Source organism: Bacillus sp. 522_BSPC (assembly GCF_001076885.1).
Lineage (GTDB): Bacteria > Bacillota > Bacilli > Bacillales > Cytobacillaceae > Niallia > Niallia hominis.
Map to the genome: position 1 here is coordinate 98,311 of NZ_JVDT01000084.1, position 14,570 is coordinate 112,880.

The 14,570-nt window shown below is 36.8% G+C and carries 13 protein-coding genes; 12 read left to right on the top strand and 1 reads right to left on the bottom strand.

What is annotated here, in order from left to right; genetic code table 11:
- Window positions 1-169: 169 nt before the first annotated feature.
- Window positions 170-961, bottom strand: a complete 792-nt coding sequence (gene gpmA, locus ADJ83_RS06775; protein WP_048717276.1) for a 2,3-diphosphoglycerate-dependent phosphoglycerate mutase — start codon at window positions 959-961, stop codon at window positions 170-172.
- Window positions 962-1,575: 614 nt separating this feature from the next.
- Here gpmA and yfmF point away from each other — a divergent pair.
- The 12 genes from yfmF (at window position 1,576) to spoVS (ending at window position 14,249) form a co-directional block, all read left to right on the top strand.
- The gene (gene yfmF / locus ADJ83_RS06780; protein ID WP_031534601.1) at window positions 1,576-2,856 is read left to right on the top strand and encodes an EF-P 5-aminopentanol modification-associated protein YfmF; all 1,281 of its coding nucleotides are present in this window, start codon (window positions 1,576-1,578) and stop codon (window positions 2,854-2,856) included.
- The gene (gene yfmH / locus ADJ83_RS06785; RefSeq protein ID WP_031534602.1) at window positions 2,856-4,139 is read left to right on the top strand and encodes an EF-P 5-aminopentanol modification-associated protein YfmH; all 1,284 of its coding nucleotides are present in this window, start codon (window positions 2,856-2,858) and stop codon (window positions 4,137-4,139) included. Before yfmF ends, yfmH begins: the two co-directional genes overlap by 1 nt.
- 83 nt (window positions 4,140-4,222) lie before the next feature.
- On the top strand, window positions 4,223-4,945 hold the full coding sequence (ymfI, locus tag ADJ83_RS06790; protein ID WP_031534603.1) for an elongation factor P 5-aminopentanone reductase: 723 nt from the start codon (window positions 4,223-4,225) through the stop codon (window positions 4,943-4,945).
- A gap of 93 nt (window positions 4,946-5,038) precedes the next feature.
- Window positions 5,039-5,296, top strand: coding sequence for a DUF3243 domain-containing protein (locus tag ADJ83_RS06795; protein ID WP_031534605.1), 258 nt, complete (start codon window positions 5,039-5,041; stop codon window positions 5,294-5,296).
- Between the two features lie 456 nt (window positions 5,297-5,752).
- Complete coding sequence (locus tag ADJ83_RS06800; RefSeq protein ID WP_031534606.1) at window positions 5,753-6,544, top strand: DUF3388 domain-containing protein; 792 nt, start codon at window positions 5,753-5,755, stop codon at window positions 6,542-6,544.
- Between the two features lie 19 nt (window positions 6,545-6,563).
- Window positions 6,564-7,451, top strand: coding sequence for a helix-turn-helix domain-containing protein (locus ADJ83_RS06805; RefSeq protein ID WP_031534607.1), 888 nt, complete (start codon window positions 6,564-6,566; stop codon window positions 7,449-7,451).
- A gap of 116 nt (window positions 7,452-7,567) precedes the next feature.
- Entirely contained in the window at window positions 7,568-8,146 is a 579-nt protein-coding gene (gene pgsA, locus ADJ83_RS06810; protein WP_031534609.1) for a CDP-diacylglycerol--glycerol-3-phosphate 3-phosphatidyltransferase, read from the top strand.
- A gap of 99 nt (window positions 8,147-8,245) precedes the next feature.
- Window positions 8,246-9,484 carry a competence/damage-inducible protein A gene (locus ADJ83_RS06815; RefSeq protein ID WP_031534610.1) on the top strand — a complete coding sequence of 413 codons (1,239 nt, stop codon included), beginning with the start codon at window positions 8,246-8,248 and terminating at the stop codon, window positions 9,482-9,484.
- Window positions 9,485-9,684: 200 nt separating this feature from the next.
- Complete coding sequence (gene recA, locus ADJ83_RS06820) at window positions 9,685-10,728, top strand: recombinase RecA (protein ID WP_031534612.1); 1,044 nt, start codon at window positions 9,685-9,687, stop codon at window positions 10,726-10,728.
- A 572-nt stretch (window positions 10,729-11,300) separates the two neighbouring features.
- On the top strand, window positions 11,301-12,872 hold the full coding sequence (gene rny / locus ADJ83_RS06825) for a ribonuclease Y (RefSeq protein ID WP_031534614.1): 1,572 nt from the start codon (window positions 11,301-11,303) through the stop codon (window positions 12,870-12,872).
- A gap of 144 nt (window positions 12,873-13,016) precedes the next feature.
- Complete coding sequence (locus tag ADJ83_RS06830) at window positions 13,017-13,814, top strand: TIGR00282 family metallophosphoesterase (protein WP_031534615.1); 798 nt, start codon at window positions 13,017-13,019, stop codon at window positions 13,812-13,814.
- Between the two features lie 174 nt (window positions 13,815-13,988).
- Complete coding sequence (gene spoVS, locus ADJ83_RS06835; protein WP_016201204.1) at window positions 13,989-14,249, top strand: stage V sporulation protein SpoVS; 261 nt, start codon at window positions 13,989-13,991, stop codon at window positions 14,247-14,249.
- The last annotated feature ends 321 nt before the right edge of the window (window positions 14,250-14,570 follow it).

Sequence of the window (14,570 nt, forward strand, 5' to 3'; positions counted from 1 at the left end):
TCTGGTATGACCGCTCGCTTTGCATGGGGAGAGCGCCGAGTCTCTTCACAGTTCACTGAGGGAATGAAAACCACTTTTGATAATTATTCGCTCTTACAGATCTTCTATTTAGTTATTTTCCATTCTCGTTCCTATTCTCGGAAAAAAATCCTTTCTAACCTATGATTTCTTATTCCTCATGTGTATTAATCGCTTTCGTCTTTATTTCTTTATCTAATAATTCAATTGGAATATGTTTTGGAATGACGTTGGCTGGAACTTCCCCGTTCATATCTAAATAATAATGATGAATAGGCTTAAGGGTGCTATCATCTAGTTCATAAACCAATGGAATGCTTGTTGGGATGTTCAAAGAGGCGATGCCATCTGATGAAACATTGTCTAAATACTGAATAATAGCCCGAATAGTATTGCCATGTGCAGCAATGATAACTTTTTTGTTTCTCTTTAACATTGGGGCGATTTCTTGATCCCAGTAGGTTAAAACTCGTTTTTCCGTATCGGCAAGATTTTCTGTTAACGGAAATTCTCCTTCTTTTAGCTGCCCATAGCGAGGATCATTGATTGTGTATCGAGGATCTTCTTTACTGAGAGCAGGTGGCCGAACATCCATGGACCTTCTCCACAGCTGTACTTGATCTTCGCCGAATTTCTCCGCTGTCTCTGCTTTATTAAGCCCTTGTAAAGCGCCATAATGGCGTTCATTTAACTTCCATGTTTTATGGACGGGAATCCACATACTGTCCATTTCATCAAGGATAATCCATAGGGTGCGGATAGCCCTTTTTAAATAGGAAGTAAAGGCAGTATCAAAGTAAAAGCCATTCCTTTTTAAAATCATCCCCGCTTCTCTTGCTTCTGTTAATCCCGTTCCGGATAGCTCGACATCAGTCCATCCGGTAAAACGGTTCTCTACATTCCAAACACTTTCCCTGTGGCGAATTAAAACAAGTTTTGGCATCATCATTTCTCCTTTTCATCTTATTCGCTTCCTTTATTTTTTTCCTATTTTTGAATAAATAATCTTTTGAACTTGTTCGTGGCATAAAATAAATGGGATTATATTCATTTTTGGTTGAAATAGACGTAATCCAAATGATATGTTGAATATACAATATTGCATAAACGTTATTAGCAGGGAAAAAATAGAATGGTTGATTTTACTAATGGAGAAGGACAGGTCTTTATTATTAAGTTTGAAAAAGATTCTAGAGGGAATTATACGTACCTTGGTATGAACTATAAATGTGCTGCGGAACTCTGTAAGCACAACCTAAACAGCTTTTAGTAGATGAGCAGAACACCACTTTTTAATTTTTATCCGATTAACAAAAAATCAGGTCGTTTAGGTCATTTTTTGGTGCAGCCGTTTCATGAGTCTTTTTGGTGTCAGAAGAGAAAGTATTTTTATGTGGTGTTTAAACTATACGATAAAGCAGGAAATGAAATAAGTGAAATAGAATCATAAGTGGAAGGAAAATTAACGAATCCATCCTTTATAAGAATAACCTTATAAATAGAGTAAATACTAGTAAGTAGTGTATGACTAGCGCAAGTATACGTAGGAGGTATGTTATGAGTGTAGCATCGGAAAAAATCACGAAGTATGGAGGCTTTCAATTACATACAGTAAAGACAGAAAAATTTAAAACAAACAATATTGTGGTGAAATGGCGAACCCCCATAACAAAAGAAAATGTAACACACCGGGCACTTCTTCCATATGTGATGCAAAATAGTACCGAGAAATATCCCACAACAGCAAAGCTTCGTTCCTATATCGAAGAGTTATATGGAGCGACCTTTTTTATCGATCTTGCTAAAAAAGGCGAATATCACATTGTTTCGTTTTCATTAGAAATTGTGAATGAAAAATTTTTATCAGATCCGACTCCTTTATTAAAAAAAGGATTGGAATTTTTAGCGGAGGTTATTTTTCATCCGAATGTCACAGACAATGGTTTTGATCAAAATGTTATAGAAAATGAGAAGCGTGCTTTAAAGCAAAGAATTCAATCAATCTATGATGATAAAATGCGTTATTCTAATCAACGTGTGATTGATGTAATGTGTGAAAACGAACCGTATGCACTAAGCGTATATGGAGAAAAAGAAGAGGTGGATAGCATTACACCACAATCCCTTTATTCCTATTATCAAAAGGCACTCGCAGAGGATCAAATAGATTTGTATATGGTGGGGGATCTAAATGAAGAAGAGGTTGCTTCCTATATCGAAGAGTTATTTCCGTTTAAGGAAAGAACCGCAAAGTCCATTGACCGCAGAACCCCTCATGAAACAAGAGAAATGAAGGAGGTACGCGAGGTTCAGGATATTAAACAAGGGAAATTAAATATGGGATTCCGTACTCAGATTGTCTATGGGGACCCTGAATATTTTGCGCTGCAAGTACTAAATGGCATATATGGAGGCTTCTCACATTCAAAATTGTTTATTAATGTCAGAGAAAAAGAAAGCCTCGCTTATTATGCAGCAAGTCGTCTCGAAAGCCATAAAGGTCTATTGCTAGTTATGTCAGGGATTGATAATCAAAACTACGAGAAAGCAGTGAAAATTATTAAAGAACAATTGGATCTCATGAAAAAAGGAGAGTTTTCTGATCAGGAAATCATGCAGACAAAAGCAGTGATTCATAATCAAATGCTGGAAACATTAGATACCTCCCGTGGGATGATTGAGTTGTTCTATCACAATAGTGTAAGTGACAAATATATCGAAATGGGCGAATGGCTGCAGCAGATGAGTAAAGTTTCTAAAGAAGAAATTATCGAAGCTGCCAAGAAAATCGAATTGGATACTGTTTATTTCTTAACCGGATCGGAGGGGAATGCATAATGGAAAAAATAGAATTTGCTCAATTGCAAGAAGAGTTATATTATGAAAAATTAGCGAATGGTCTAAAAGTGTATATTTTACCGAAAAAGGGCTTTAATAAAACATTTTGTACATTTACAACAAACTATGGTTCGGTAGATAATACTTTTGTTCCCCTTGATGGTTCTGATTTCACACAAGTCCCTGATGGAATTGCTCATTTCTTAGAGCATAAGCTTTTTGAAAAAGAAGATGGAGATGTTTTTCAAGATTTCAGCAAGCAGGGAGCAAGTGCGAATGCATTTACTTCTTTTACAAGAACGGCCTATTTATTCTCAAGCACATCCAATGTTGCCAATAATTTAGAAACATTGATAAACTTTGTGCAAGAGCCTTATTTTACGGAAAAAACAGTGGAAAAGGAAAAAGGAATAATCGGGCAAGAAATTACGATGTATGATGATAATCCAGATTGGCGCTTGTATTTTGGATTAATTGGAAATATGTTTGTCAATCATCCAGTGAAAATTGACATTGCTGGAACGATTGAATCGATTTCCCATATAACGAAAGATATGCTTTATGAGTGCTATAATACATTTTATCACCCAAGCAATATGCTTCTTTTCATCGTGGGACCAGTTGATCCAGAAGAATATATGGCCCAAATAAAAGAAAATCAAAACCAAAAAGACTACACGAATCACAGTGAAATAAAACGTAAATTTGCGGAAGAACCAAAACATGTAAATAAGGAAAAGCAAGTGTTGAAAATGAATGTCCATACGTCTAAATGCCTTGTTGGAATTAAAGGGATTGACGTAGAGCAATCAGGGAAAGAAATGATGAAACAAGAGTGGAGTATTAATTTATTACTCGATTTTCTTTTTAGTGAAAGCTCAGAGAATTATCAAAACCTTTTCCAAAGTGGTTTAATTGATGATACTTTTGCTTATGATTATACGCAGGAGCATGGCTTTGGGTTTGCGATGATTGGTGGAGATACAAGTGATCCTGATGAGTTGGAAGCTTCCATCAAAGATATCCTCATGAAAGCGAAAACAGGTGATTTTACAAGCGAGACATTAGAAAGAACAAAGAAAAAGAAAATTGGTTCATTCTTGCGTGCGATTAATTCACCAGAATATATTGCGAACCAATTTACACGCTATGCATTTAATGAGATGAATTTATTTGATGTAGTGCCTACTGTGGAGGAAATCACAGTAGAAGATATTAAAAACGCGGCGACTAAATTATTGGAGGAAGACAGAATCACGACATGCCAAGTAGTGCCGAAATAATGGGAATGCAGACACAAAGGATGGCTTGCTTTGTGTCTGTTGCTGTTTAGATAAATAAGGGTGTATATGGAGTGAAAAAAGGAATGGGGCAATGGATTTTAGTTACGGGCGCATCTGGTGGAATAGGACAAGCAATAGCGAAACAGTTGGCTGAAGAAGGGTATTCCCTTTATTTACATTTTCATCAAAATCAACCTGCAATGGATAAGTTACTTGCAGCGTTATCAGGATATGGGGGAGAATATGTTCCCATTCGAGCAGATTTAAAACAACCAGACGCTTATAAGAAAATGGTCGGAAATATTTTTACAATCGATGGCATTGTTCATGCGAGCGGCATTAGTACATATGGGTTATTTACAGATTTACAGGATAAAGAAATGATGGATTTATGGAGTGTCCACGTTCAATCGATGATGTGTATAACAAGAGAGCTATTACCAAAAATGCTTTCAAAGCAAAGTGGAAATATTATCGTAATAACAAGTATATGGGGGCAGGTAGGGGCTGCGATGGAAGTGGCTTATTCCGCTGTAAAAGGAGCACAAATAAGCTTTGTGAAGGCGTTAAGCAAGGAGCTTGCCTACAATGGTATTCGGGTAAATGCAGTTGCGCCTGGCGCCATTGAAACAAATATGCTTCAGTCATTTTCGCCAGAGGAAATGCAAATAATCGAAGAAGAAATCCCAATGGGAAGAGTAGGAAGGCCGAAAGAGGTGGCAGAATGCATATCATTCTTATTATCAGAGAAATCCTCCTATATGACAGGACAAGTTCTTTCCCTAAATGGAGGATGGCATATGTAATACTTTTTCCAATTGCTTTTCATGCATATTATTTCAGGAACTATCCAAAATAATGATGTAATGCACACTTAAGCAATGAAAGGAGTATTTCATATGTCTATCTTAGAAAATTGGGATCAATGGAAAGACTTTTTAGCAGATCGTCTTCATCATGCTGAAAACGAGGGAATGAACCAAGCGGTAATAGGAGATCTTGCTTTTCAAATAGGAGATTACCTATCCAATCAAGTTCAACCCAAAAACGAACAAGAAAAAATTCTATCTGATCTATGGTCAGTTGCAGATGAACAAGAACAACATGCAATCGCTAATATGATGGTAAAACTAGTTCATAATAACGGAACAAAATAATGTTTGTAAAAGCTCGATAAATAGAGGAATATTTATCGAGCTTTTTCTGTTGGGGATAGGAGGTAGATGGTGTTTGCTGAATTAGTGACCGTCTCTGAAGCCCGAGAGCAAGGAAAGTAGGGTGGAAGGTAACAGAGAGAGCGTCTCTAAGCCTGAAAGCAAGAAAAAGTAGCACACAAGGCAACAGAGAAATCCAGTCTAAACCACCAATAAAAATACAACCATTCCCCAAAGCAAAAGCACCTATAAAGGGCAACCATCATCACAACCGTGCAAGAAGAAAGTATCGCCACTAAACCTCAAATAAAGCACCATTTTTCTAGAAAACAGCTTTTCTGCAAAAAGTCTATCTTTTTTTCTATTTTTATCCCTTTTTTCTTGATTATTTATACTATTCCTATATGATAGAAATTAAAAGACTAGAAATTTTCACTTGATATTTGTAGGAGGATTTTTTTGGAACAGAAGGAATGGTATTTAGAATACGAAATTCAAAAAAACCGACCTGGTCTATTAGGGGATATCTCCTCTTTACTAGGGATGCTTTCTATCAATATTATTACGATTAATGGGGTAGACGATGGACGACGCGGCTTATTAATGTTAGCGAAAAATAAGGAACAAATAAAAAGGTTAGAATCTATTCTCTATACTATGGACACAATAAAAGTAATCAAGCTTAGAGAACCTTCTTTAAGAGATAAACTTGCGGTGAGACATGGTCGGTATATTCAAAGAGATGCGGATGATAAAAAGACATTTCGATTTGTTCGCTATGAGCTTGGATTGTTAGTAGATTTTATGGCTGAATTATTTAAAACAGAAGGTCATAAACTAATCGGCATTAGAGGAATGCCACGTGTAGGCAAAACCGAATCTATTGTTGCGGCCAGCGTTTGTGCAAATAAAAGATGGCTTTTAGTAAGCTCCACCTTGTTAAAGCAGACAATCCGCCATTCCTTAATGCAAGGAGAATATAATGAAAACAATTTATTTATCATTGATGGAATTGTATCTTCTAAGCAAATCAATGAGCGACATTGGGCCGTAATTCGAGAAGTGATGCGCCTGCCCTGTATCAAAGTGGTAGAACATCCCGATGCCTTTGTACATAATACAGAATACACTTTAGACGATTTTGATTATATTATTGAACTAAGACATGAGCAGGGTGAGGAGATTCTTTATGACGTTCATAAAAAGAATGCTCTTGCCATAGAAAGTGAATTCGAGGGTTTTGATTTTTAGTAAGTTGGAAGGTGTTATCTTGAGTGAATTAGGAAATCGATTAAAGGAAGCTAGAGAAGCAAAAGGACTAACATTAGAGCAATTACAGGAGATTACAAAAATCCAAGTCCGTTATTTAGTTGGCATTGAAGAAGGTAATTATAGTATGATGCCAGGTAAATTTTATACACGGGCATTTATCAAACAATACGCTGAAGCGGTCGATTTGGTGCCAGAAGAATTATTTGAAGAATATAAAGAGGAAGTACCGACAACGGCAAATGATGAGTTACCGCAAAATTTATCGAGAGTGAACTCAAGGAGATCGTTAGACGGAGCAAGTTCCAAGGTACTTGATATCCTGCCAACTATACTTATAGCTATATTGGTTTTAGCTGTCGCCTTTTTGTTCTGGTATTTTGTGTATGCAAAAGATTCCGATCCAGAAAAACAGTCTAGTAATGATACGGAACAAAATTCTGTTTATATGAAATCAGATGCATTAAATGAAAAAGAACAAGAAAAAGCAACAGAAGAGAATGCAAATAAAGATGAAGAGAAAGTAGTAGAGGAAGAAGAGAAAAAGGTAGAAGAGGAAGAAAAACCAAAACAAGAGATTACTAAAAAAGAAACAGAGGGAAGAACCACTACTTATGAGGTAGAAAATGCGGAAAAGTTTGTTGTGAAGCTTGTTTCCACTGGAAAAGTTTGGGTCGATATCCAAAATGGGAAGAACTATTCGTTTTTCCAAGGTATTCTTGAAAAAGATGGATCTGATACCAAAGAAGTAGATCTATCAAAAGAGACTGAAGCTAATATCATTATCGGAAATAGTCAGGTAGATGTTTTTGTCAATGATGAGAAATTAGAGTTAGGTGATTCTTCCTCTAGACAAGATCTTGTCATTAAATACGTAAAAGAAGAATAGTCATCCATTCGATGACTATTTTTTCGCTATTCTAACGTATTTAGGTTATAATACTAATGGTTTTAATTTATTTTTATGGAAGTGGCGATGATCGTCATGGTAATGGAGGATGTAAGATGAATTTACCAAATAAGATTACGGTAGCAAGAATTTTATTAATCCCTGTCTTTCTAGTAATTATGCTAGTAGATTTTTCTTGGGGAGAGCTAACACTTTTAGGAGTTACCTTACCGAGGACACATTTTATCGGTGCCTTGATTTTTATTATTGCATCCACAACGGATTGGATTGATGGACACTTTGCAAGAAAATATAATCTAGTAACTGACTTAGGGAAGTTCCTAGATCCTTTAGCAGATAAATTATTAGTTTCTTCTGCACTAATTGTTTTAGTAGGGTTAGATATGGCGCCTGCGTGGATTACTATTGTTATCATCAGTAGAGAATTTGCGGTAACTGGCTTGCGATTAGTACTTGCTGGTGGCGGCGAAGTTGTCGCAGCAAATATGCTAGGAAAAATTAAAACATGGGCGCAAATTGTTGCGATATCAGCACTTTTACTACATAACATGATTTTCGAGCTTGTTTCACTGCCATTTGATATCCTTGCACTATGGGTTGCCTTGATTTTTACAATCTGGTCTGGCTGGGATTATTTTGCAAAAAACAAACAAGCTTTTGTTTCATCCAAATAAAATAGAGGAATAAAAATGAGGACATCGATTTTACAAGCGAATATTGCTTTATTAATGATGTCCTTTCTTTATGAGCGACAAAAAGGGGGAGCACAAGAGATGAATGCAGAAATTATCGCGGTTGGCTCAGAATTATTGCTTGGACAAATTGCCAATACAAATGCCCAATTTATTTCCAAGCATTTAGCCGACTTAGGAGTAAATGTTTATTATCATACCGTTGTGGGAGATAATGCTGCTCGTTTAAAGGAGGCGATTAAAATTGCAGAAAGTAGAGCGCAATTGCTTATTTTTTCAGGAGGACTTGGGCCGACAAAGGACGACTTGACAAAAGAAACGATTGCAAATCATCTAGGAAAAGAGCTAGTCTTTGATAAAGCTGCACTTCAATCAATTGAAGACTATTTTATAAAGACAAAACGGACAATGACCGAAAATAATAAAAAACAAGCGTTAGTTTTAGAAGGGTGTGAGGTTCTTCCAAATGACCATGGAATGGCTCCTGGTATGTTTCTGAAAAAAGACAATCATTTTTATATGCTATTACCTGGACCACCAAAAGAAATCCAGCCAATGTTTGTAAAATATGGATTTCCAGCGGTACAAGAGCAAATGACAAGTAAAGATGTCATCATTTCGCGTGTGCTTCGCTTTTTTGGTATTGGGGAGTCTTTATTAGAAACAAAAATTGAAGATTTAATTGATGCACAGACAAACCCGACGATTGCACCACTTGCAGGCGATGGGGAAGTGACATTGCGTATTACGTGTAAGCATGATTCAGTGGAAGAAGCAGATAAATTAATTGCAAAGACAGAAGAGGAAATATTCTCTCGAGTAGGCGAATTCTTCTATGGATATGATGACACAACGTTAATGAACGAACTCGCACACGTATTATTAAAGAAAAACTTGACTCTTGCTGCTGCAGAAAGCTTAACTGGTGGCTTATTTCAACAAGAGGTTACGAGCATTCCTGGTGCCGGAAACATTTTCCAAGGAGGAGTTGTCTGTTATACAAATGAGGTGAAGAATCAAATCCTTCATGTAAAAGAGGCAACCATACAAGAACATGGCGTTGTTAGTGAACAATGTGCAAAAGAGCTAGCGGAAAATGTTGCAAGCTTATTAAATGCTGATATTGGCATAAGCTTTACAGGTGTTGCTGGTCCAGATGAACTCGAGGGAAATCCAGTTGGTACCGTTTTTATCGGGATAGCCAAAAAAGGGGAGCCGACAAAAGTGGAAGCTCTAGTGCTAAGTGGTACTAGAGCTGGTAACCGAATTAGAAGTGTAAAATATGGTCAATATTTTTTATTGAAAATGTTGCAGCAATAGACTAAATAGACGGAAGTAAGGGTTTCTTGCTTGCGTCTTACTAGAATAGTGCTTCTCCCACTAGAAATAAAAAAACGAATGAATGTTCGATTTTTGCTGTACAAATGAAAAGAAAAAAGGTATATTAAGTATATAATCTTTTAAACAACGAATGAATCATGTTAGTTAGATTCATTTTTTATATAAGGAGGAGAACGTATTTGAGTGATCGTCAAGCTGCATTAGAAATGGCGTTAAAACAAATAGAGAAACAATTCGGTAAAGGTAGTATTATGAAGCTGGGAGAACAAGCTGATAGAGTCATTTCTACTAGTCCAAGTGGATCATTAGCTTTAGATGCAGCCCTAGGTGTTGGTGGATATCCAAGAGGTCGTATTGTTGAGATATATGGTCCTGAAAGTTCAGGTAAAACAACAGTAGCGCTACATGCTATTGCTGAGGTTCAGGCAAATGGCGGACAAGCAGCATTTATTGATGCAGAGCATGCATTAGATCCAGTATATGCACAAAAGCTTGGCGTTAATATCGATGAATTATTACTTTCTCAACCAGATACTGGGGAGCAAGCGCTAGAAATTGCAGAGGCTTTAGTTCGAAGTGGTGCAGTTGATATATTAGTAATTGACTCTGTAGCTGCACTTGTACCAAAAGCAGAGATTGAAGGAGAAATGGGAGATTCACATGTTGGACTTCAAGCACGCTTAATGTCACAAGCCCTTCGTAAATTATCTGGAGCAATTAATAAGTCAAAAACAATTGCTATTTTTATCAACCAAATTCGTGAAAAAGTCGGAGTTATGTTCGGAAACCCTGAAACAACTCCTGGCGGACGTGCTTTGAAATTCTATTCATCTGTTCGTCTAGAAGTTCGTCGTGCTGAAACGTTAAAACAAGGGACAGACATGGTAGGAAACAAAACAAAAATCAAAGTGGTTAAAAATAAAGTAGCACCACCTTTCAAAGTGGCAGAAGTAGATATCATGTATGGAGAAGGTATCTCTAAAGAAGGCGAGATTATTGATCTTGGATCAGATCTTGATATTGTTCAAAAGAGTGGCGCTTGGTATTCCTATAATGATGAAAGATTAGGACAAGGCCGTGAAAATGCAAAACAATTCTTGAAAGAAAACAAAGAAATGCGTCTAGAAATTCAAAAGAAAATACGTGATCATTACGGGCTAGATAAAGAAGTAACACTAAAACCTGAAAATGACGACCAAGAACAATTTGAATTAATCGATTAATTGTTTACCAAAAGATGGTATAGTGGCATATCCACTTTGCCATCTTTTTTTGATTGATTATGAATAAAGTGACGATTAGACTAGCTAATAGAATCTATCGTTTATTCAATGATATTTTATTATAGTTTCAGGCTGCGGGCGATAGCAACAAACTTTACGAAAACAGCCTAATTTTAATGAGATTTCTAGAGAAAAACAAACAGAATAAAAGACTCAATTAGGTTTAACAACCCTATTTTCTGACCATAATACGGATGATAGGTTAGAATATGATAATCTATTATGTTTAATAGGGAGAAATTTCATACATATATAGGAATAATAGAGCAATTGTTAGAGAAAAAGGCTAACAAGATAGCCAATGAGAAATAGGTTAATCCTACTAGTTCAAAGTCTTGACAATAAATTGGTACAACTATACAATTGAATTGTATATTTTACATTTTTATAAGTATGAAAACCTAGAAAACGATAAAATGACTAGGGAAAATTTCGATTGAAAAAAGGAACATTAAGCCAATACTTTTAAAATCGTAACAAACACAATTTGATAGCAAGAGGAGGTGAAAATGATGGATCCACTATTAAAGATCATCTCCATTTTGCTTATTCTAATCGTTATTGCCGTTGTTGGCTTTGTTGTATATTTTATTCGAAAGTCCAATGCTAATGCAAAAATTAGCAATGCAACAATGACTGCTGAACAAATTATTGAAAATGCAAAGCGTGAAGCAGACGCATTGAAAAAAGAAGCTTTGTTAGAAGCAAAGGATGAGATTCACAAGCTTCGTAGTGAAGCAGAACTAGAAGTTCGTGATCGAAGAAATGAACTACAAAAACAAGAAAATCGTTTATTGCAAAAAGAGGAAAATCTTGATCGCAAGGGAGAAGCGTTAGACAAACGTGAATCAGTTTTAGAAAAGAGGGACGATTCTCTTAATAAAAGACAACAGCATATGGAAGAGATGGAAAGCAAAGTGGACGAGATGGTTCGCAAGCAGCAAACAGAACTAGAGCGCATTTCTGGCTTGACTCGAGAAGAGGCAAAGTCCATCATTTTAGACCGTACAGAGCAAGAAGTTGCTCATGATATTGCGGTAATGATCAAAGAAAGTGATACTAGAGCAAAAGAAGAAGCAGATAAAAAGGCTAAAGAAATTCTGTCACTTGCAATCCAACGTTGTGCGGCCGATCATGTTGCAGAGACTACAGTTTCCGTTGTAAACCTTCCAAATGATGAAATGAAAGGGCGAATTATCGGTCGTGAAGGTCGAAATATTCGAACACTTGAAACATTAACAGGAATTGATTTAATTATTGATGATACACCAGAAGCAGTTATTCTCTCTGGTTTTGATCCAATAAGACGTGAAACTGCAAGACTTGCGTTAGATAAGCTCGTTCAGGATGGGCGTATCCATCCAGCTCGTATCGAAGAAATGGTTGATAAAGCGCGCCGGGAAGTGGATGAACATATTCGTGAAATCGGGGAACAAACTACGTTTGAAGTCGGAGTTCATGGATTACATCCAGATTTAATTAAGATTCTTGGACGTTTAAAATTCCGTACAAGCTATGGACAAAATGTATTAAAGCACAGTATGGAAGTGGCTCAATTATCAGGAATTTTAGCTGCTGAACTTGGGGAAGATCAAACCCTTGCCCGCAGAGCTGGACTACTACATGACATTGGGAAAGCTATTGACCATGAAGTAGAAGGAAGCCATGTGGAAATTGGTGTCGAGCTTGCTACCAAGTATAAAGAGCATTCTGTTGTAATCAATAGTATTGCATCCCATCATGGTGATACAGAACCAACTTCAATTATCGCTGTACTAGTAGCAGCAGCTGACGCACTTTCAGCTGCAAGGCCAGGAGCACGAAGAGAAACATTAGAAAATTATATTCGCCGACTTGAGAAATTAGAAGAGATTTCTGAATCTTATGATGGAGTAGAGAAATCATTCGCAATCCAAGCAGGACGTGAGATTCGAATCATGGTGAAACCAGATCTTGTGGATGATTTAGAGTCACATCGATTAGCTCGCGATATTCGTAAGAAAATCGAGGAGGAATTAGATTATCCAGGTCATATAAAAGTAACGGTCATTCGTGAAACAAGAGCGGTTGAATATGCAAAATAAGAAACGGTGCGATTGCACCGTTTTTTTTATCTCCAAAAATGAAGGGCATACTAAAACGTTCCTTAAGGAAAATGGCGTTAGGAGCGAAAGGAATTATATGATACACTGTTACATAGTGAAAAGTAGAAAGTAGGAAATAAAAATATGCATATTTTATTTATTGGGGATGTTGTCGGTTCAATGGGCCGAGACATGATTAAAGAGTACGTACCAAAGCTAAAGGATAAATACAGACCACAGTTAACGATTATCAATGGAGAGAATGCTGCTGGCGGAAAAGGTATTACAGAGAAAATTTATCGCAGCTTTCTGGAAATCGGTGCTCAAGCGATAACAATGGGGAACCATACATGGGATAATCGCGAGATATTTGAGTTTATTGATAAGGCGAAATATTTAGTGCGTCCCGCTAACTTTCCAGAAAATAACCCTGGTAAAGGGATGGTTTTTGTTAAAATTAATGATATGGAAGTAGCTGTTATTAATTTACAAGGTCGTACCTTCATGAATCCAAGTGATGATCCATTTATCGTAATTGATAGCTTAGTGAAGGAAGCGAAAAAGCGTACAAATATAATTTTTGTTGATTTTCACGGAGAAGCAACAAGTGAAAAGCAAGCAATGGGTTGGTATTTAGATGGAAAGGTTACAGCGGTGGTTGGAACACATACACATGTGCAAACAGCTGATAATCGCATTCTTCCAAATGGGACTGCATTTATGGCAGATGTGGGCATGACAGGTCCTTATGATGCTATTCTTGGTATGCAAAAAGAATTGGTGCTAAATCGCTTTTTAACGAATTTGCCAACACGCTTTGAGCCGCCAAAAAGTGGGAGAGCTCAGCTGAGCGGATGTCTGATTGAAGTAGATAAGAAGACAGGTAAAGCAAAGAAAATTGAGCGCATTTTAATTAATGAGGACCACCCCTTTTATTCCTAACAGAATGTAGCTCTTCCTTTTTCCCTGAAAATCAAATATTTTCTAAGTTTTTATGTCCAAGCTGGAATATGTGTATTAAACTTGGAATATAGTAACATTGGAATGATATATATCCTGATATGTTCATTAATCTTAATGAAACATGCGGGGGGGTTAAACAAGGAGGAGCTAGAAATGGAGATATTAAAGGTTTCAGCAAAGTCTAGTCCCAATTCTGTAGCTGGTGCGCTTGCAGGTGTTCTACGAGAAAGAGGTGGAGCGGAAATCCAGGCAATTGGTGCAGGTGCATTAAATCAAGCGGTTAAAGCAGTTGCTATCGCAAGAGGGTTTGTAGCACCTAGCGGAGTGGATTTAATCTGTATCCCTGCCTTCACTGATATTGTAATTGACGGTGAGGAAAGAACGGCCATCAAGCTCATTGTGGAGCCTAGATAAAGAGAAAATAAGATTATAGGAAAAAAAGAAAGGAAAGCGTGATGCTCATGCTTTCCCCGATTTATCCCTTCTTATGGTTGGTGAATTTGCTCGAGCAGCTTGAATCCTTTTAGGGAGATTTTAATTTAGAATGAAATAGAGCAAACCTTCAAAAAGAAGGGGGGTGTCTTATCGATTAGGTTTCGTTCCACAGCAGCAAGAGTTAAGTTAGAGAATAGACATTCTTTTTAACGAATCTCTTAAAAGCTGTGCTTTTTGTAACCGAATGAATGAGACATCCTTTCTTTTTTATTATGGCTGTGATTCATCAGGTTTGCCTCT